18 protein-coding genes and 1 pseudogene are annotated in these 20,734 nt (G+C 36.8%); 12 read left to right on the top strand and 7 right to left on the bottom strand.

Features of this window, described 5'->3' with window-relative positions:
- On the top strand, positions 1–337 hold a 337-nt coding region (locus ACLIBH_RS04655; protein WP_439315531.1), incomplete at its 5' end, for a YlbF family regulator.
- A 209-nt stretch (positions 338–546) separates the two neighbouring features.
- On the opposite strand, the gene ACLIBH_RS04650 is transcribed toward ACLIBH_RS04655, so the two are convergent.
- A complete protein-coding gene (locus ACLIBH_RS04650; RefSeq protein WP_439315530.1) occupies positions 547–732 on the bottom strand; it encodes a YhzD family protein in 186 nt (61 codons plus the stop codon).
- Positions 733–920: 188 nt separating this feature from the next.
- On the opposite strand from ACLIBH_RS04650, the gene ACLIBH_RS04645 reads away from it, so the two are divergent.
- From ACLIBH_RS04645 to ACLIBH_RS04630, 4 genes are all read left to right on the top strand, one after another.
- A complete protein-coding gene (locus tag ACLIBH_RS04645) occupies positions 921–2,144 on the top strand; it encodes a metallophosphoesterase family protein (RefSeq protein ID WP_439315529.1) in 1,224 nt (407 codons plus the stop codon).
- On the top strand, positions 2,131–5,124 hold the full coding sequence (locus ACLIBH_RS04640) for an AAA family ATPase (protein WP_439315528.1): 2,994 nt from the start codon (positions 2,131–2,133) through the stop codon (positions 5,122–5,124). Before ACLIBH_RS04645 ends, ACLIBH_RS04640 begins: the two co-directional genes overlap by 14 nt.
- A 61-nt stretch (positions 5,125–5,185) precedes the next feature.
- Positions 5,186–6,139, top strand: a complete 954-nt coding sequence (gene yhaM, locus ACLIBH_RS04635; RefSeq protein ID WP_439315527.1) for a 3'-5' exoribonuclease YhaM — start codon at positions 5,186–5,188, stop codon at positions 6,137–6,139.
- A gap of 256 nt (positions 6,140–6,395) precedes the next feature.
- A complete protein-coding gene (locus ACLIBH_RS04630) occupies positions 6,396–6,578 on the top strand; it encodes a sporulation YhaL family protein (protein WP_439315526.1) in 183 nt (60 codons plus the stop codon).
- Between the two features lie 491 nt (positions 6,579–7,069).
- Here ACLIBH_RS04630 and ACLIBH_RS04625 read toward each other — a convergent pair whose 3' ends face one another.
- Entirely contained in the window at positions 7,070–7,936 is an 867-nt protein-coding gene (locus tag ACLIBH_RS04625) for a peptidylprolyl isomerase (RefSeq protein ID WP_439315525.1), read from the bottom strand.
- Positions 7,937–8,558: 622 nt separating this feature from the next.
- Between ACLIBH_RS04625 and ACLIBH_RS04620 the strand changes: the two genes are divergently transcribed.
- From ACLIBH_RS04620 to ACLIBH_RS04600, 5 genes are all read left to right on the top strand, one after another.
- Positions 8,559–9,758 carry a quaternary amine ABC transporter ATP-binding protein gene (locus ACLIBH_RS04620; RefSeq protein ID WP_439315524.1) on the top strand — a complete coding sequence of 400 codons (1,200 nt, stop codon included), beginning with the start codon at positions 8,559–8,561 and terminating at the stop codon, positions 9,756–9,758.
- Positions 9,751–10,605, top strand: a complete 855-nt coding sequence (locus tag ACLIBH_RS04615; protein WP_439315523.1) for an ABC transporter permease — start codon at positions 9,751–9,753, stop codon at positions 10,603–10,605. Before ACLIBH_RS04620 ends, ACLIBH_RS04615 begins: the two co-directional genes overlap by 8 nt.
- Before the next feature lie 69 nt (positions 10,606–10,674).
- Positions 10,675–11,604, top strand: a complete 930-nt coding sequence (locus ACLIBH_RS04610) for a glycine betaine ABC transporter substrate-binding protein (RefSeq protein WP_439315522.1) — start codon at positions 10,675–10,677, stop codon at positions 11,602–11,604.
- A gap of 78 nt (positions 11,605–11,682) precedes the next feature.
- A complete protein-coding gene (locus ACLIBH_RS04605) occupies positions 11,683–12,624 on the top strand; it encodes a glycine betaine ABC transporter substrate-binding protein (RefSeq protein WP_439315521.1) in 942 nt (313 codons plus the stop codon).
- Positions 12,625–12,661: 37 nt separating this feature from the next.
- Complete coding sequence (locus ACLIBH_RS04600; RefSeq protein WP_439315520.1) at positions 12,662–13,615, top strand: glycine betaine ABC transporter substrate-binding protein; 954 nt, start codon at positions 12,662–12,664, stop codon at positions 13,613–13,615.
- A 336-nt stretch (positions 13,616–13,951) separates the two neighbouring features.
- Here the strand turns inward: ACLIBH_RS04600 and ACLIBH_RS04595 are convergent.
- The 4 genes and pseudogenes from ACLIBH_RS04595 to ACLIBH_RS04580 all read right to left on the bottom strand — a co-directional run.
- Positions 13,952–14,536, bottom strand: a pseudogene (locus ACLIBH_RS04595) (transposase); the annotation flags it as partial.
- 785 nt (positions 14,537–15,321) lie between these two features.
- Entirely contained in the window at positions 15,322–15,690 is a 369-nt protein-coding gene (locus ACLIBH_RS04590) for a YtxH domain-containing protein (RefSeq protein ID WP_439315519.1), read from the bottom strand.
- Between the two features lie 126 nt (positions 15,691–15,816).
- The gene (locus ACLIBH_RS04585) at positions 15,817–16,338 is read right to left on the bottom strand and encodes a tryptophan transporter (protein ID WP_439315518.1); all 522 of its coding nucleotides are present in this window, start codon (positions 16,336–16,338) and stop codon (positions 15,817–15,819) included.
- Between the two features lie 106 nt (positions 16,339–16,444).
- On the bottom strand, positions 16,445–16,876 hold the full coding sequence (locus ACLIBH_RS04580; protein WP_439315517.1) for an HIT family protein: 432 nt from the start codon (positions 16,874–16,876) through the stop codon (positions 16,445–16,447).
- A gap of 568 nt (positions 16,877–17,444) precedes the next feature.
- Here ACLIBH_RS04580 and ACLIBH_RS04575 point away from each other — a divergent pair.
- Both ACLIBH_RS04575 and ACLIBH_RS04570 read left to right on the top strand, forming a co-directional pair.
- Positions 17,445–18,188 carry an ABC transporter ATP-binding protein gene (locus ACLIBH_RS04575; protein ID WP_439315516.1) on the top strand — a complete coding sequence of 248 codons (744 nt, stop codon included), beginning with the start codon at positions 17,445–17,447 and terminating at the stop codon, positions 18,186–18,188.
- Positions 18,181–19,395, top strand: a complete 1,215-nt coding sequence (locus ACLIBH_RS04570) for an ABC transporter permease (RefSeq protein WP_439315515.1) — start codon at positions 18,181–18,183, stop codon at positions 19,393–19,395. Before ACLIBH_RS04575 ends, ACLIBH_RS04570 begins: the two co-directional genes overlap by 8 nt.
- A 49-nt stretch (positions 19,396–19,444) precedes the next feature.
- On the opposite strand, the gene ACLIBH_RS04565 is transcribed toward ACLIBH_RS04570, so the two are convergent.
- Complete coding sequence (locus ACLIBH_RS04565) at positions 19,445–20,620, bottom strand: M20 family metallopeptidase (RefSeq protein ID WP_439315514.1); 1,176 nt, start codon at positions 20,618–20,620, stop codon at positions 19,445–19,447.
- Positions 20,621–20,734: the final 114 nt, after the last annotated feature.

The following is a 20,734-nucleotide window of genomic DNA, read 5'->3' as shown; positions in this document are numbered from 1 at the left end:
TGACAACGCCCGTGATTTAGAAAAAGCGATTCGTAATAGCCAAGAATTTATTGATTTAAAAGAAGCATTTGAAGCGGTTATGAACGATGATTCCGCGAAAAAAATGTTTGAGAATTTTAGAGATACACAATTGCAGTTGCAACAAAAACAAATGCAAGGGGAAGAAATAACAGAGGAAGAGGTAGAAAAAGCTCGGCAAGTCGTCGATTTAGTTCAGCAGCATAAAGATATTTCAAATTTAATGGATAAAGAACAGCGGCTAAACTTAGTTATAAATGATATAAGTAGAATTATTACGCAGCCTTTAGAGGAACTATACGGAGCGTCTGAAAAATAAAGCCGTACAAATAAAGTAATAGCTCGTAGAAGATGGGGTTGTATTCTTCTACGAGCTTTCTGTTTTTACAAAAAAGGTTCTGGAAATTAGGAGGGCTCTCCACCGCTAGCGAATGGAAGATGCAAGACTCAAGCGAGATGAAAGAGATCGGTGAAATCCCGCATTTCGTAGCAGGAGACCACTGAAAGCAACGGTACAACCCTAAATAGTTAGCGATGAAACAACAAAAGGTTTGCGTCGGGAGTTACACAGCGATGTGTGTAATTTTGATAGCCTTCGTTAGATAATCGCTCTTCTCCGATCCTTTTTGCTTCGTCGTCTGTTGCTGCGTTAAACGATTCGTCCAGTAATTTCTCACCTGATTTTGAAAAAACCGTTAAGGTGTACATTTTCATTGACTAAGCCTCCTCGTGTAAGCATGCTACATTCATTATGCCACGGTCGGATAAGTAAAGAAAGATGTACTCGGTTAAAAAAATATAAAGGAAATGTATGGTACTGGTTACACCGCTCCCCGAACGTGCATTCCCCTTGTTGTTTTGCTAAAATGAATGTACGAATTTAAAAGAGGATGAATTTAAGGATGACAAAGAAAATTTCATTTCTTCATGCCGCCGACTTACATTTAGATAGCCCTTTTAAAGGGCTTGCAAGCGTACCAGAGCATCTGTTTAAAGAAATTGCTGAAAGTACGTTTACCGCACTTGATCGGCTCGTTCAGGCAGCAATTGATAAAAAAGTAGATTTTGTTTTATTAGTAGGGGATTTATTCGATAATGAAAGACGCGGTTTAAGAGCGCAAATCAAGCTTAGAAAAGCATTTGAACAGTTAAAGCACCATCATATATCCGTTTACATATCGTATGGAAATCATGATTACATAAAAGGAAACATCCATCACGTATCATATCCAGATAATGTTTTTGTTTTTAAAGAGGAAAACGTTCAGCACTTTACGTTCAAACGAAACAATCAATCACTCGTTAACATATACGGTTTTAGTTATGTAAATAAAGCAATTACGACTAATAAGGCACAAACGTATAAGGTTGTTGAGGAACAAATACCATTTCATATAGCGCTGTTACATGGAAGCTATCAACAAAATTCAACGCATGATATGTATGCGCCTTTTTTACTGAACGATTTAGTAAAGGAAGATTTTGACTATTGGGCATTAGGACATATTCATCAACGTCAAACATTGAAAGAAGATCCGCTTATCGTATATCCAGGGAATATTCAAGGCAGACATCGAAATGAACGAGGGGAAAAGGGCTGCTATTATGTAGAGTTAACAGAAACCGATGCGAGCCTGGATTTTATTCCATTGCATGCAATTGAGTTCCAAACGTTAGACATTGACATTTCTAGTTTATCAGCGCTTTATGAAATAGAGAAAAAGGTACAAACAAGTGTTCAATCCCTCTCGAGCACAACACCGGTATTACTTTCACTCACTCTTCATGGTGATACTACGCGTCAGCCTGTTACCGACCATACAATTACCGAGCTAATCGAGCTCATTAATGAAACGTTTATACATGAAACGCAATGGCGCTATATATATCAAGTGAATACGAAGCTAAATGAGAGAGATACCATGTTTACAGGCGACGATTATTTTATCGGTGAGCTAACGAAACAAATGGAGCATGCAAACATTTATCCTTTTTTATCTGAATTATATAATCACCGACAAGCAAAAAAGTATTTACAATCGATCGAACAAGCAGATGAAAAAGCAATTAAAAAAGCTGCTTGCAACTTATTACTGGATGAATTGCTAAACGATGGAGGGGAGTAAAATTAAACTTAAACAAGCATATATTTATGGGTTTGGGCCTTGGGTAGATAAGGAGATGTATTTTCCGAATGAATCCTACAGTCTCATTTACGGAGAAAATGAAGCAGGAAAATCTAGTTTGCAGCAGTTCATCCTATTTATGTTGTTTGGCCTCCCTCCTAAAAAACGCCAATTTTATTACCCAAAAACGAGTAGTAAAATGGGGGGACGCTTAATTGTTGAGGATCGGCTTCATGGAGAAATCGAAATTGAACGATTGGACAGCGTACAGAAGGGGGCAGCGGTTTGTCGTATTAATGGGAACACTGTTAAAGACGAGTCCTGGTTAAAAGAGCAGCTGGCTGGTATGAACAATAGCATTTATGAATCGATCTATTCATTTTCTGCTCTTGATTTAATTCAATTAAGAAAGATGAAAAGTGAAGACTTCGGAGAAATATTATTTAATATTGCTTTAACGGGTGCAACAAATGTGCAAGCAATTGAAAAAAAGCTAGATAGTAAACTAGCTGAATTGTTTAAACAAGCGGGAAAGATACCAAAAATCAACGTACAAATCGAGCATTTAGAGCAAATGTTTCGGGAGTGGAAACGACTTGAACAGGAAGAATCTGTGTATCGTGATAAAACGCTACAGCTTTCTCAGCGTTCAGAAGAAATAGAACAAATACAAACAGACATTAATGATTTACGTAGGAAGCTTATTTCCATACAGAAAATTACCCATGCATTACCGACAATTTACCGTCATTATCAGCAAAAAGAAAAATTAGAGCAGCTCCCTCTCGCTCTACGCTTCCCAGAGGATGGTAGAAGACGACTGCAAGCAATAAAAGATCCGTTGCTGTCATTAAAAAGTGAACGAGCAGTATTGTGTGAACAAGAGAAAATATATATAAATAAGCATACAAAGCTAAAACAATCCCACGTGGAGGAAGCGAACTATTTATCTGCATTAAACCTCCAACAGAAGTATAAAGAAGTAGTCCACTGGAAGCAGCAAATGGTTCACATTAATAAGTCGATAAAAACAATCGATGCACAGCTTGCAGCTTCCCAAGAAAAATTACACATGCCGGTAAATATCGAACAAATTAAAGCAACATCTTTTCCATTTTATTTAGAAAAAAAATGGAGTGAAATCAAACAGCAAACAGAACAAGTACAACTAGAAAAAGAACAGCTTCAGCAAATCGAATCGGAATTGAAAATTGAAGCGAATCAGCTACAAAAAGAAATTGAAACGAAACGGGAAAGGGTATTGCCAGAAGCAGACTATGATAAACTGAAGGCTAAAGTTAATCGTGCCTTAATTCACGAACAAATGCATCAATCAATAAACCATACCGAGAAAAGTCATTTAAATTGGAAAAAGACCAAAACAAAAAGGAAACAACGAGCGAAACAAGTATGTTTTGGAAGCATCCTATTTACGGTAGGACTCGTATTAGTAGACATATTTCTAATGGAGATTTCTATTCTTATCCCAGCCCTATTCTTAATTTTAGCAATTGGCTTTGGGCAATTGCTTTTAACAAATCGTACAATCAAAACGACCGATGCTTTCTTTAAGCACCTGCATTCGCATCAAACGATAAATGTTATAGAGCATAATGAGCTAGACCGAATACAACGAATTCTAGAGGAACAAGAAGAGCTGAAAAATGAGGTTTCTATGCTGCAAAAGGAGAAAAAGAAAGCACAGATGGAGCTTTTAAAGCTGGAAGAAAAACAACGAGCCCTTGAAATTAGAAATAATCGCACGAAAGAAAATATGAACGCTCAATATGAAGCATATCCTTTTTTATCGTCTGTAGAGCCTGCGTTTTGGCCAGAGGTGTACCATATGCTTAAACAAATTGTCCAAATGATGGATGAAAAAGAGGAGATGCAACGTAATTATAAAAGCCTAGAGAAAAGAGAAGAAGCCTTTGTTTTACAGCTTATCCATTTTTTAAAGCAGCATGGAAAGTACATTGAAAACAAACCAATTGAAGCGTATATTGAACAAATTGAACGATTTACAACGAACTATACAAATACATTAAAAGATCTCGAACACTATGAGCAGCTCATTATAGAAAACAAAGAAAAGAAAGAACGGATAGAGCAAAAAATAACGACATATGAGAATGAAATTTACGGATTGTTTAAACAGGCAAATGTACGAACAGAAGATGCGTATTTCGAGGTCGCTGATTTGTGGGACGAGCAAGTGAACATACAGGCGGCATACAAGGAGAGCTATGAGGAATTACGTGTTCGTTTTTCAAAACAGTTGATAGAAAAATGGCAAAAAGAAGTTCCCGATGCGAAAGCATTAGAACAAAAAGAAAGAGACGTAAAACGTAATTTGCAACAATTAGAAGCAGAATTAGAGAAAAAAAGACAGCAAGCTGCAAATTTACAAGCAGAAATTGGAAACTTAGAGCGATCAGAAGCTCTATCTTATGCAACCTATCGATTAGAAATTGAGAAGGAAAAGCTGCAAAATCTAGCGCAAGAATGGGCAGTGTATAAAACGGCTAAGGAAATGCTCGGCGAAACGAAACGAAACTATCGTCAAAAATATTTACATGCGGTTCTGAAAAAAACAACAATCTATTTCTCTTATATAACGAACCAACAATATAAAAAAGTGTATGAACCGACAGAAAAAGAAGGGTTTCGGGTGGAAACAGAGAAAGGATTAATTTATCGAATAGATGAATTATCACAAGGTACAATCGATCAATTGTATATTTCATTACGTATAGCGGTTAGTGAATTAATGAGTGAAAAACATCGTCTTCCATTCATTATGGATGATCCATTTGTACATTTTGACCTAGAACGTACGAAGCGAATGATGAAGGTGATACAACAAGTTTCTAAAGATCAACAAATCATTTTATTTACATGTAAAAAGGAGCTGCTCGACTGGGCTGATGCTGCTCATATTATTCACCTTGGAAAGACAGAGCAGCTTATGAAACAATAATTGATTGTATTTTGAGTAATCAATAATATATTAAATGAGCTGAATAGTGGGGGAGATAATTATGAAAAAAGGAATAGGCCAATATGCTATCGGAGAGTCCTTTGCTGGATTTTTGTTAATTAAGGAAGCGACTAAGGGGGTAACAACGAATGGGAAGCCATTCTTAACACTCATTTTTTGTGATTCATCAGGAGAAATTGAAGCAAAGCTTTGGGATTCAACAAAGGAGGATGAGGCAACCTTTGTACCAGAGCAAATTGTTGAATTGGCAGGAGAGATTATTCAATTTCGTGGAAATCTACAATTAAAAGTAACTTCTATTCGTCCTGCACAGCCAACGGATGGAGTTCATATTTCTCAATTTATCGAGAAAGCCCCTGTTGATAAAGAAGTATTGAGTGAAAAAATAATGGAAGCAATTTTTGAAATGGAAAATGCCAACTTGCAACGAATTGTTCGCGCATTTGTTAAAAAGTATGGAGAAGCGCTCTTAACGTATCCAGCTGCTGCTAAAAACCATCATGAATATGTTTCTGGCTTAGCACATCATATCGTAAGTATGCTTTCGATAGCTAAAGAATTAACGAATATTTATCCTTCCGTTAATAAAGATTTATTATATGCTGGTATTATTCTTCATGACTTAGGAAAATTAAAAGAGCTTTCAGGAGTTGTTACGACAACGTACACGTTGGAAGGAAAGCTGCTCGGACATATACCAATGATGGTGGAAGCAATTGGCGAAGTAGCGTCTGAGCTTAAAATCGAAGGAGAAGAGGTTACGATTTTGCAGCATCTCGTTTTAAGTCACCATGGAAAAGCGGAATGGGGGAGTCCTACACCACCTCTCGTCCGGGAAGCAGAGCTTTTGCATTTAATTGATATGATCGATGCAAAAATGAATATATTAAATCGAGCATTGGACAAAGTACAGCCAGGAGAGTTTACAGCTCGTTTATTTCCAATGGAAAATCGTAGTTTTTACAAGCCGTTGTTTGATAGGAAAGACAGTTGAATAATACTTTTTTAGAAACGATTCTGTAATTAAAGTTATCGTCCCACATTTAATAATGGATTTTAATACGATAGGTCGTTTTTAATTGTATTTTAAAAGTGAACGTGTGTGCTTATGACTACCTTACCTCTATTATGTTTTTGTATGTACAGTACGGTGAATCAAATAACGTTGTTAAATTGACGGATTGTGTAATTTTTTCTCTTGTTATTCATATACATAAGTAATAGATAAGATGGACAAGGGAGGATTGCACATGATCTTCGGAGTTCCTTGGTGGGTACTCATGCTAATCGTTTTTATTTTTATGAGTGGTTACATGGCATTTCGCGCAATGCGAGCTGAGCGTATATTGGAACAGCAATATATTGAGCGGGAAGGGAAAGTGTATATAAATCGAATGGAAGAAGAAAGAAAGAGAAGAAAAATAGAAAGCTAGCTCTATTTAAAGAACAATCGAACTACTTGAATAGAATAGGAGCAATTGAAATAGAGCAAAATGTGAAGATGCAATCAAGTTGATTGAAACGTAAGGTGACGACTCCAACGGGAAAAACATGCGTCAGAAAATCCTTATTGTGACACAATAGTCAAACAATAAGAGTTGAATCCATATCTGCGGGAAGTGTACACCTAAATTGAAAATCAACGGTGAAAGAAATCATAAATAAAAAGGCATAGCCTAAATCTTTTTAGACTATGCCCTTTTAAAAAACATTCATCACTACTAGCACCACACTAAAGGTGTCTTCTTTTCAATAATGAAAGACTTTGCTCAAACAAACGACAGTTTTTGAGTGGCCTCAGTGTTTGCTCTTTTGGGGTTTTGCTAGCCTCCTGTGGAAAGTAAAGTATTTCCGAGCGCCCCTATTAAGCGAGATAAAATACTCTCTCAGTCTCTTTCATCTTGATAATTTAAGAACAGTACATTTAGCCTTGAGCTTCTTCAGATTTCAGCATATCTTTGTATTTATCAATTTTTATATCAATTTTTGTGTCTGTTAATAAGTCGTTCATTTTTTGCATTGCTTTTTCAGGCTCGATTTTTTTACTTGCTATATTCCGACGGATTTCATCTTTGTTTTCCTCATATGTGCCAATATCTTCTTCGCTCTCTTTTTTATCGAGCACCTCAATAATATGATAACCAAACTTACTTTCTACAGGTTCGCTTATCTCACCAATTTCCAAATTATATGCGGCTTCCTCAAATTCAGGAACCATTTTTCCTGCAGTGAAAGTACCTAAGTTACCACCATCTTGAGCCGATCCGTCTGTTGAATACTCTTTAGCTAGTTCAGCGAAGTCTTCACCCTTATCCAGCTTTTCCTTTACTTCATTAGCTGTTTCTTCGTCATTAACAAGGATATGTCTTGCTTCTAGCTCTGTTTTCATTCGTTCATATTGTTGTTTAATTTCTTCTTCAGAAATGTCGATATCCTCCGTTAAAGCAGCTTCTTGTAACAGTCCGCTTTTTATATCTTCACGCAATTCTTCTTCTGTTATACCTTCATTTTCAAGCGTAGTCTCATATTCATCGCCAAATTGCTCTTTAATTTTGTCTATTTCTTGGTCTATTTGCTTATCTTCAATTTCATATTTATCATCCAGTATGACCATAGTGATCATTTCTCGTAAAACTTCTTCTCCGTAACGATCAACTAATTCATTGTACAGCTCGTCCTTTGTAATATTACCTGCGCTTGTTTTTACAACGACTTCTGAATCATTACCAGAACACGCGGATAAAGCAAGAATACCTACTGTAGCTATCGATGCAACTAAATATTTCTTCATCTATGACACTCCTAATCCTATTCAATTTATTCAACCTTCGACAATGACTAATATACCATATTTTCTCACTAAAAAAATACGTTTTTCATAAAATCGCTTAAATTTAGTACATTTATGTACCGTACACGCTTAGTCGATGGCGTATGATGACTATATCACTTTACTGTTAATAGTAAAACCGATAAGGGTATAATAGAAGGGAGGCATTGTAATTACCCTTATATTGATAGCGAATAATTTTAAATTGCTCTTTATCAGATTGGATAGATGAAAGAGAGATACGATTCATTTATAGGAAAATGGACTTAAAATAAAAACAGGAAAAACAAATATTTATTAGCATATAAAAGTAATTTAGCGAAAAAGTAAGAATGTAGCAACCGAATAAGATAAACAAATGAATTTGTTATGAAAATCGAAAATTTGATGTTTGTTTTATAGTTCTTTTAGGGTATATGATAGGTAAGTGTGAATGTTACTTTTCCCTTTTGTTAATAAATAGTATGTAGTGGCAGGCTTTGTATAATTCCTCATCTCTCCGAAGTATATATTTGTCTACAACATCACACACATACTTTTTCACATGCATTTAACAACTAAATAAAATAAAGAGGTGAATTGGATGCCACTAATAGAGGTAAAGAACTTATCGAAAATTTTTGGCAAAAATCCAAAACAAGCGCTTAAACATTTGGATGAAGGCTTATCAAAGAAGGAAATCTTAAGTAAGACAGGTAATACGGTTGGCGTTAATCGAGCGTCTTTTTCAGTTGAAGCTGGGGAAATCTTTGTAATTATGGGGCTCTCTGGTAGCGGGAAGTCGACACTTGTTCGATTAGTAAATCGACTGATTGAACCGACAGAAGGAAGCATTTTGATTGAAGGAGAAGATCTTTCCAAGCTCGATAAGAAGGCATTGCGTAAAGTACGACGCGAAAAGCTAAGTATGGTTTTTCAGCGATTTGCGCTGTTTCCACATCGTACCATCGTAGAAAATGCAGAGTTTGGTTTGGAAATACAAAATATACCGAAAGATGAACGACGTCAAAAGGCCGAGAAAGCATTGGAAATGGTTGGTCTAGGCGGGTATTTTGATCAATACCCAAACCAATTATCCGGAGGTATGCAGCAGCGGGTAGGATTAGCACGAGCGTTAGCAAACGATCCTGAAATACTGCTTATGGACGAAGCTTTTTCTGCATTAGATCCATTAATCCGAAAAGATATGCAAGATGAATTGATCGACTTGCAGGCAAGCATGAAAAAAACGATCTTATTTATAACGCATGACTTAGATGAAGCATTACGACTTGGAGATCGAATTGCTTTAATGAGAGATGGATCAATTGTTCAAATTGGTACGCCTGAGGAGATATTAGTCCATCCTGCAAATGATTACGTAGAGAAGTTTGTCGAGGATGTTGATCGCTCAAAAATATTAACAGCACAGCATATCATGAAGCGGCCAGAAACAGTAAATATTGAAAACCACGGCCCACGTGTAGCATTGGAAAGAATGCGTGAGGAAGGATTATCAGGCGTCTATGTAGTTGACAGCAAGCGTGCATTAAAAGGGTATGTTACTGCAGAAGATGCTGCCAATGCAATTAAAAAAGAGGAAAGAAGCTTAGAAAGTATTCTACAAAATAATATTCCAAAAGTAGATAAAGAAACGCCGATGAATGATATTTTTAATATTATTCACGATTCTCCTGTGCCCGTAGCAGTTGTAGAAAACGAAAAGCTGCTCGGAATTATTGTTCGCGGTGCTGTTATAGCTGCTCTTTCTGAAGATGGCGAGGTGAATCTAACGAATGCTTAATAACATATTGGATTTTGTACCGAAAATACCTATTGCGGACGTTACAAAAGAAGTGACAGATTGGATTACAAGTAATTTTGCATTTCTGTTTGACCCGATTAAGAAGCATTTTGGAAATTTAATGGATTGGACTTCCGATATGCTCCTGCAAGTACCGCCAATACTAATAGTTATTTTAGTAGCTCTAATTGCCTTTTTTATTTCTGGGAAACGATTTGGATTGGCAGCTTTTTCAGTAGTTGGTTTATGGCTTATTTACAATCAAGGGTTATGGGAGCATTTAATAAGTACCTTTACTTTAGTTTTGGTAGCTAGTCTATTATCTGTAATTATTGGTGTGCCTGTAGGTATTCTCATGTCTAAGAGCAAGCTTGCAGAGACTATAATTACACCAATTTTAGATTTTATGCAGACGATGCCGGCATTTGTATATTTAATACCTGCAGTTGCTTTTTTTGGAATCGGTATGGTTCCTGGTGTATTTGCATCATTAATATTTGCTACACCTCCAACTGTAAGATTTACGAACTTAGGTATTCGTCAAGTTTCCACAGAGCTCGTTGAAGCTTCGGAGGCATTTGGAAGTACGGGTAGTCAAAAACTATTTAAAGTAGAACTGCCGATGGCAAAAGAGACAATTATGGCAGGTATTAACCAAACGGTAATGCTCGCCCTATCTATGGTCGTTATCGCTTCAATGATAGGAGCGCCTGGACTTGGGAGAGAAGTTTTATCCGCATTACAGCGTGCACAAGTCGGCACAGGCTTTGTTGCGGGTATAGGTATTGTCATTTTAGCCATAATTATTGACCGTTTTACACAAAGTGTTAATACAAAAAAAGAGTAATATTTATCGATCGCATCTTTCTGTAATAGAAAGTTTGCATATATAACAAATTTTAAGGGGGATTTTTTAATGAGTATGTTTAATTGGAGACGCCTAGGTCTTATTTTAGGATTAGGACTTTTAGTTGCGTTATTTACTGCTGGATGTGGTTCGGATGATGCAACAGAAGAAGGGGATAATTCTGAAGCAGGTAATGATGAAGTAAATTATAGCGAAGAGCTAGACTATAAAATTACTGGAATCGAGGCAGGAGCAGGTGTATTTAAAGCATCTGAAAAAGCAGTAGAGGAATACGGTCTTGATGGTTGGGAAGTACAAGCATCATCAAGTGGAGCGATGGCGGCCGCTTTAGGTGAAGCTGTTGCTAATGAAGAACCAATTGTTGTTACAGGCTGGACACCGCATTGGAAATTTGCAAAATATGACTTGAAATACTTAGAAGATCCAAAAGGCGTATTTGGAGACGAAGAAATCATTTCAACGATGGTGCGTGAAGGCTTAGAAGATGATTTGCCAAATGCATATAAATTGTTAGATCAATTTAACTGGTCAACGGAAGATATGGAGACAGTAATGCTTGAAATCCAGGATGGTGCTGAACCGGCAGAAGCTGCAGCGGCATGGGTTGAAGAAAATACTGACAAAGTAACTGAATGGACCAATGGTGTAGAAGAAGCAGATGGTGAAGAAATTGAGCTCGTTTATGTAGAGTGGGATTCTGAAATTTCGTCCACACATGTTGTAGGAAAAGTTCTAGAAGATTTAGGATACGCTGTAACACTTACACCATTAGACAATGCAGTAATGTGGCAAGCAGTAGCGAATGGGGAAGCAGATGGAATGGTCGCAGCATGGTTACCTGCTACTCATGGAGATTTGTATGAAGAATATAAAGACTCATTAGTAGATTTAGGTGAAAACTTGGAAGGTGCAAAGATCGGTTTAGTCGTTCCTTCTTATATGGATATTGATTCAATTGATGATTTAGAAGCAAAATAATACTTTCAAAAAAGTAAATAAGACTATTGTACATGATAGTCTTATTTATTTTTAGCTTAAAAGGAGTTAAAGCATCAAATGACAGTGCAAAAAAGGTTTCATTTTAAATTTACAATAGGATTAGTAATAATAGTTGCGCTCTTAGCTGTTATGTCTGCTTGTGGGGACACTTCAAAAGAAGAACCAAATGCCGATAATGACGCAGAAAATGGTGCATCAGATTATAGCGAACAGGTCGATTATTCGATCACAGGTATTGAAGCTGGGGCAGGCATAATGATGGCAACGGAGACGGCCCTTGAAACGTATGGAAATTTAGAAGGCTGGGAGCTAAATGCCTCATCTAGTGGTGCGATGGCAACTGCTTTAGAAGCAGCTATTGAAAAAGAAGAACCAATCATCGTAACAGGGTGGTCGCCGCATTGGAAGTTTGCGAAATTTGATTTACATTATTTAGAGGATACGAAAAATGCATACGGTGATCCTCAAAATATTGAAACGATTGTTCGTACAGGCTTAAAAGAAGATATGCCAAATGCTTATAAAGTTCTTGATCAATTTTATTGGACGTCGGATGATTTAGATGAGGTTATGTTAAAAATTTCTGAAGGAGGAGATCCCGAGGAAGTAGCGGTAGAATGGGTAAAAGAGAACGAAGACAAAGTAGCTGAATGGACTAATGGCGCTAAAAAGGTCGATGGCAAAGAGATTGAATTAAGTTATGTAGAATGGGATACTGAAATTGGTTCTACAAACGTTATGAAAAAAGTACTGGAAGATTTAGGGTTTGACGTATCGATCACTCCTTTAGATATGGCTGTTATGTGGCAATCTGTAGCTTCCGGAGAAACCGATGGCATGGTTGCAGCTTGGTTACCTGTATCACAAGGAGAATTATTCGAGCAACATAAGGAAAATGTTGAGAACTTAGGACCTAATCTTGAAGGCGTTAAAATAGGCCTAGTAGTTCCTGATTATATGGATATTACTTCAATTGAAGAACTACTGCCAAAGAATTAAATAATTGTTAAATTTAATAATAAGGAATGGGGATAAAATGATACAGCAAATAAATACATTTAAGCTTGCAACACTCGGTATCGTTGCGATACTACTCATATTAACAGCTGGGTGTGGTGGGGCAGAAGACAATGGTAGCGATGAAGCAGATTCGAATAATGAGACAGAGTCAACCGACAGTGCATCTGTTGGAGAGGCATTGAATTACACAATTACAGGAATTGAGCCAGGTGCAGGTATTTCTGTTACGACCGAAAAAGCGATCGAAGAATATGAAAGCTTAAGCGGATGGAATGTAGAGCTGTCATCTACTGCTGCAATGGCAACAGAACTAGATAAAGCGATTGAAAATGAAGAGCCGATTATTATTACAGGATGGAATCCACATTGGACATTTGCTAAGTACCCAGATATGAAATATTTAGAGGATCCAAAAGAGATATATGGTGGCGTTGAACAGATTGTTTCTCTAGCTCGTAAAGGGCTTGAGCAAGATAAACCAAATGCATTTAAAATGATCGACCAGTTTAATTGGGAAGTCAAAGATATGGAAGATATTATGTACGAATCAAAAGAGACTGGCGATGATATTGATGAAGTAGCAAAAAGATGGGTAGAAGATAACCCAGACAAAGTGGCAGAATGGGCTGAGGGAGTAGAAGATGTCGATGGTGTAGAAGTAGAACTCGTCTCCACTCCATGGGATTCTGAACGTGCTTCTTCAGGAGTATTGAAAGTAGCAATGGAACAAAAGGGCTTTAAGGTAACAGTTACGCCTGTAGATGTTGCAGTAGTATTTGAATCGATCGCTAACGGTGATGGTGATGCTACACTCGCTGCTTGGTTGCCGATTACGCATAAAGACTTTTATGAACAGCATAAAGATAATATCGTTGACTTAGGTGCAAATTTAGAAGGTGCAAAAATAGGGTTAGTAGTACCTGCTTATATGGATATTAATTCTATAGAGGATCTTCAACCTAAAAATTAATAAAATGAAATGAACGTTTTTTTTCAAAAGTGATGGTGTATTTACCATCACTTTTTTGTAACGTTTTAAGAAAAGTATTTTATCTCGTAAGTGAGTCAATTTTATAATTGCCACTTTTATAAAATCACAAAAGAACCAATTTTAAAATCCACTTAAAAATTTAAAGCGAGATTGGTGGCTGCTCTGTTCCACACAGATTCACTCCGCTTTCCGCAGTCAACGCCTCAACTAATTTAAAAAGTTTTTGCCAAAACTTTTTAAATGGATTTTCGGCTGTTGCTTTTCCTGCAGGAGTCTGCGTGGATCTGGATTCCACTCAGATGAGTTGGTGTTGCTATGCAACCTGTTTTTTTGGTTGAATGCTGTATTCATTCGGTCAACTGCTAATTTAAATGCATTGTACATTAGGGTGACTATATCAAAATGAATTTTTGCTCGTTTACCAGTTCTGTAACGAACATTGTCTAATTGAAAGAACTCTTTAAGATGTGCATTCGTTCAACGGTTGTACGTCGCCTATAGATAATTTCCCAAGCTGGGGCTGTATATCTTCGAAGATCTTTGGTGGTCTTCACCTTAAATACTTTTTGACAAATGCCTTCAGTAGCCAATGGACAATTGATACATTCCTTGGGGCTTGTGTATTTCAAGGTCTTGTATTCTCTTTCAGCCTTTTATTTTACCCATTGTTCACGCTCTTCCTTTGGCTTACGCCCACGTTTCTTAGGTTCAGATTTGTTTTTTTCCTTCTTTGGCGGAGCCTGATCGAGCCTCAAAATGGGTTGGATCAATCGCGATAGTATCATCAATGATAGAGCCTCATTTGATTGCTTGAAGAACAAGATTTTCTTCGACTTTATCCAAAGTACTCGATTCACTCAACTTCGTTAAGCGTCGAGAATAAGAAGCTTCAGATGGTATTATCGTATAGTGTATGAGTAAACTGTTTGTGGGGGAACAGATGCACGAATCTAACTAGATAATATGTGGTCAATTTTACTTCGACCGATATACACATGAATAACACCGTTGATTTTCACTGCCCACGGAAAGCGTAGTGTATATCTACTGCGGTCGGTAGGAATCAATATTAATATTAACGAATACAAAGAGAGGTTTTTTAACTTCTTAAAATAACACCCACAAATACGTGACTCAATCATCGTATAGTTCTTGACTGCTAAATAAGCTAGGTTGACGTATAATGGTCATAGGGAGTGCCCCTTCAGTCTTTGGTTTGTAGTCAACTACCTTTATACAAGATTTGGTGAGGTACTTCTTTTTTTAGTTTTCAAACCATTGCTCTGTAAGGGCTTGAAATTATGAAATTCATTCAAGTTGTAAATAATACTCGAAAAAAGTCAGACAGCTCATTAATTTAAAATGAGTTGTCTGACTATATTTGTACATATACTTAAATTCGGTTTTTGATTAGCTTGTGGCTAATCAGGAAGGCTCTCCAACGTGAGCGAATGGAAAATGCGAGACTTTAGTGGGAGGATAAGAGACCGGTAAGACCTGCCGACGGAAAGTGTCTGCCTTTCCCTGCAATCAATTGCTTCCGAATATAAAAAACATTTGAGAACTTTTTCAGTGACCTCATGTAGCAAGTGAAGGATCACCATTCGCCCGCCAAAAAGAGTATTCCATGAGCGGAAGATGTTAGTGAAATTAATCCTCCCTATTTCCCGATTACTCCTTAGATTTTAGTTTTCTTTTTTTGTATTGATCTTTTTTTCCAAGTCTTTAATGCTTGCCTCAATTTGTTCTAAGTATTCAAGCATGTTTTCTTGATTCGGTTCAATGGCAATCTTCCATTCATCTATGGAGGATTTCATTTCTTGAGTAAGTTCATTAATTAATGCTGCGCCTTCTTTTGAAGTTTTAGCAATTTGATCCTTTAAGCGAAGAACGTCTTGAAATAAGTTATCAAGCATATCTTTCCATTCTAAACTCTGTTCCTTCATACGATCACGTAAATCTCTTCCTGATGAAGGAGTACTTAATAATGTCGCTGCAGCACTTACTGTTCCGCCAATTATAAACCCGAGTAATAGTGATTTGCTTCTAGACATGTTATTATCTCCTTTACTTAACTACTTAATATTATTTTACCCACCAATTGAAGTGGTTGAAACATCTTAGTCTTTTTGAAAAAATCCCTTGACAATTTTGCCAAGGGATTTAATTTCAATGGATTGTTAAGAAATTGAAAATGATTGCGATCTTTTCATAATGTTTTGTGCAATAGGATAAATAATTGCCATTAAAATAATGTTTGCAGCTGTCGCTGGTAATACAACTAAGACAAATAATTGTGTGAAAGCACCCTCAAGCAATCCTACAATGAATAAAGCGACGGATAAAAAGACTACTCCACTAACAAGTGTGCCAAGCGCTGCCAAAATTGGAGAGCTTATGTTTTTATTTAGCTTGTCCCCAACAAGCAATACTAATGCAAAAAAGATTAATCCAGTAATCGGCTTGTCGATTAAATTGGATATTTGGCCACCTGGAACAGCAGTTGTTAAGGCAGCTACAATTCCTGAAGCGATAGAAACGAGTAGTACATACTGTAGCTTAGGAAATAGTAAAATACCTAAAAACATCATACACAACACCATGTCTGGCTTCATCCCGAACAGCAGTGGTGGTGTTATAATATGCAATACGGCACCCATTCCTACTAATAAGGACAAAATAATTAATACACGAATATTCATTTGTCTAACTCTCCTCATCTAATCTTATCTTATCTCAACTATACTCTCGTAGTTAGTTGCAGATATTATAGAGTAATTATACCATAAATAATAACAGATAAAACAGTTAATTTTTAATTGCTTCATTTATTTTTTCAGCGATTTGCTGTAGATCCGTAGCGGAGTATTTATCTTCGTGTGTTTTCCAATTTACAGAAAAGCCTTCTGATTCACTATACTTTGGCAATAGATGGATGTGTAAATGAAAAACAGATTGCCCTGCAGGCGCTTCATTATTATTGAGAACGTTCATTCCAATTGGATTATATGCCTCTTTTAATGCGTTCGCAATAATAGGCACTTTTGCAAATAGTTCTTTAGCAATTTCCGGAGGTGTCTCGTAAATGTTTTTTGTATGTATTTTAGGAATAATAAGCGTATGGCCTTTTGATACTTGACTAATATCTAAGAAGGCATAGACATGATCATCTTCATATACCTTTGCAGAAGGAATATTCCCATTAATTATTTTACAAAAAATACAATCGTTATGGTTCATAATTATTCATCTCCCCTATACATTGGTTGTGCAATTAAAAAGATGCAACAATAAAAGCAATCTGTAAGCAATCCATCATTACTTTTGTTAATCTTGTTCCCCCTTTAGTTTAGCATAGTTAGATACGTAATAAAATAGAGGCATAATCAGTAACACAAACTAAAAACAAACTAAAATTAGAAACAGGCTGGTCAGGATTAACCTAACCAACCTGCTTTAAGAGGGAATGAGGGTTGGGTACTACATTGGGGACTTTTCTTCATTCTGCTAAACGGTTTTAATCATTTAACGAAATGATAAACTGTTTTGCTCTCTGCTCAATGCCATTGAGCAAGTTGAAAGCAAAAGAGTTTTATATCAATAGTTTGCCCATCACTAACACCTCATTTTGTTTTAACAAAAATTTATTGCAGTGATATCCTCATCCCTCGGTTAGTATTATAAACAGCTTGAATTAAATTATACACATTATTTAAAAATAATGTTGAAAAGAAAAGAATAGTTTACTTTGGCAACATCTCTTAATAATGATAAAATCGAATGAGGCAGGAAGCAAGGAGGAACACTAGTGAAACCTTTATTACAAATTGATCAATTGGTTGGCGGATATACGAATAAAAATGTACTGCATGGGATAACTTTTAACGTATACCCTAAGGAAATCATCGGTTTAATTGGATTAAATGGTGCAGGAAAAAGTACGACAATTAAGCATGTAATCGGACTTATGCAAGCAAAAAGCGGTAGCGTTTCTATTAATGGAGAAACGTTTCATTCTAATCCAGCGGCATATCGGAAACAGCTTGCTTATATTCCAGAAATGCCAATTTTATATGATGAGTTAACGTTGCAGGAGCATTTGCAATTAACTGCGATGGCACATGGGATAACCGAAAAAGATTTTAAACAACGATTAACCCCTCTCTTGCAAGCGTTTCGGATGGAAAAACAATTGAATTGGTTTCCTGTTCATTTTTCGAAGGGGATGCGACAAAAAGTAATGATTATGTGTGCGTTCTTAGTTGAGCCACCATTATATATTGTAGATGAACCGTTTGTCGGATTGGATCCGTTAGGTATTCAATCGTATTTGCATTGGATGGAAGAAATGAAAGCAAAAGGTGCAGGTGTTTTAATGTCCACCCATATATTAGCAACCGCGGAAAGATATTGTGATCGATTTGTCATTATTCATGAAGGACGCATACGTGCAACAGGGTCATTAAGTGCATTAAGAGAAGAGTTTAATATGCCGCAAGCGACGTTGGATGATTTGTATTTAGAACTAACGAAGGAAACGCACCATGTTTAACGCACATCTATTTTTCAAGCAGCGTTTATCTATGCATGTAAAAGAGACAAGTCGGTATTTGCGGTATATGTTTAACGGGCATATAGCAGTCGTAATGGTTTTTTTAATTTCTGCATTAGCTGTTTATTATCAACAATGGTTGGCACAGCTTTCAAATGATTTTCCTGCATCAGTCGTCATAGGCATTGGATTTGGACTCGTCATTAGCTACAATCCAGTCCGAACTTTATTAAAAGAACCTGATCTTGTATTTATTACCGTTGCAGAGCCAAAAATGAAAGCGTACTTTCGAAATGCCCTCTTATATAGTTTTGTAATTCAATTGTATGTATTGCTTCTTTCTGCTGCAGTGCTCGGACCTTTGTATTTCCACGCATTTCCAAATCGTACAGGAAAGGTTTATTTACTAACTCTATTCCTGTTAATTGTCTTTAAGCTAGGGAACATGCTTATAAGCTGGCAAATGCTGAAAAGTCGGGATGGGAGCAGTCGGCATGTTGATTTATTCGTCCGTGTGCTTCTAAATATACTATTGTTTTATTTTATTGTTAATGGGAGCCTTATATTTGCGACAGTCGTCACTATTTTGTTTTTAATCCTATTTATTTATGTATGGGTGTTAACTTCAAAGCAGCCAGGATTGAACTGGGTTGTATTGGTTGAAAAAGAACATGTACGTATGCAATTCTTTTATCGTATGGCGAATATGTTTGCAGAAGTACCTCATTTCAAAAAGAGTATTAAGAGAAGAAAGTGGTTGACACGATTAATTGGAAAGATGGTCCCTTTTTCACAAGCGAGTACATATGATTACTTATATCGTTTAACATTCGTTCGGAGTGGGGATTATTTAGGAATGTATGTCCGTTTTCTTTTACTAGGCGGATTACTAATTTACTTTGTACCTGCTGAATGGTTAAAGCTCATCTTCGCGATCTTGTTCATTTATTTGAGTAGCTTCCAGTTAAGCACATTATATGAACATCATCGAACAATTATTTGGCTCGATTTGTATCCAATTGAGCAAACGAATCGACGCAATGCGTATTTAAAATGGGGGAATTTATTATCAATCGTGCAGACAGGAGTGTTTGCCCTTTTATTTTTTGTTATGGAAGGGTATTTTTATGCAATTCTTGTAGTGCTCATCGGTCTTTTGTTCACCTATTTTTACCACTATGTATATATGAAGCGAAAGCTCGCATAAAGAGCCCCCCTATGAAACAGCTATCGTGTCTCTGTATGGGGGGCTTGTGTTATTTATTTGCTTCTTGATACGCGAAATAAACATTAATTAATGTTTTTGCAGCGACCGGCAACGCTTTTTCATCGAAGTCAAACTTAGGATGATGATGTGGATAGCAGTGCCCTTCCTTTTTGGCGCCTGTAAAAAAGTAGGCGCCTGGTTTTTCCATCATATAATAAGCAAAGTCCTCTCCACCCATTTGAGGTGCAACCTCGCCAGCTGTATGTATTTCGGGAATTGACTTCCCAGCTTCGATTACAAGCGCTGTTTCTTTTTCGTGATTAATAAGTGGCGGATACCCTTCGACATAATTAAAATCACATGCAATATCGTATCGAGCACAAATTCCTTCGATTGTCTTTTCCATTTCGTGCTTAATGAGCGATTGAACATCCGCTTCTAAATACCGGACAGTCCCAGCAATTTTTGCACTATCGGCAATTATATTAAACGTTGTACCAGCTTCAAAAACACCTACTGTGATTACACCTGTTTTCAACGGATCGAGTCTTCTACTAATAATTTCTTGTAATTGACTTACTAGTTGGCTACCAATCACAATTGCATCTTTTGTTTCATGGGGGTAAGCACCATGACCACCTTTTCCTTTTACAATAATTTCAAAGCGATCCGCTCCCGCCATAAAGGTGCTTTTATTCGTTTGCAGCTCACCAACCGGTGTAGTTGCCCATAGATGTGTGCCAAAAACAGCATCAACATTATCGAGCGCACCTGATTCAACGATTGGTTTAGCCCCACCTGGCGCTAGTTCTTCTGCATGCTGGTGAAGGAATACGACGGTTCCAGGAATATCTTTTTCATATTGTTTTAATGCTTTAGCGAGTATTAAAAGGGTGGCGGTATGACCATCATGCCCACATGCGTGCATTACGCCATCGACTTTTGATTTATACGGAACATCTTTTTCGTCTTGAATCGGTAGAGCATCAAAATCGGCTCGAAGTGCAACGGTCTTCCCTGGTTTGCCACCTTGTAAAGTTGCAACGACTCCATTTCCACCTACGTTTTGTTGATAGGGGATACCTAACTCTTCATAAAAGTTTGCAATGTACTTAGCGGTTTTATATTCTTTGAAGGATAATTCCGGGTGCTCGTGTAAAAAACGGCGAATTTCTACCATGTCAGGATACATTTGCTCGATTGTTTGATGAATTTTATTTAACAATTATAGAACCTCCTTTAACAATTTCCACTTATTATTATAGCATTTTTTAATTAGAATGGCTTTAGTAGATTAATAGAGGACGGATTCACGTATTTATTGGTATATATTTAGAAT

This window comes from Virgibacillus sp. W0430, from assembly GCF_051846935.1.
Classification (GTDB): domain Bacteria; phylum Bacillota; class Bacilli; order Bacillales; family Amphibacillaceae; genus JBPYCR01.
This window is presented reverse-complemented; position numbering and strand designations above follow the sequence as displayed.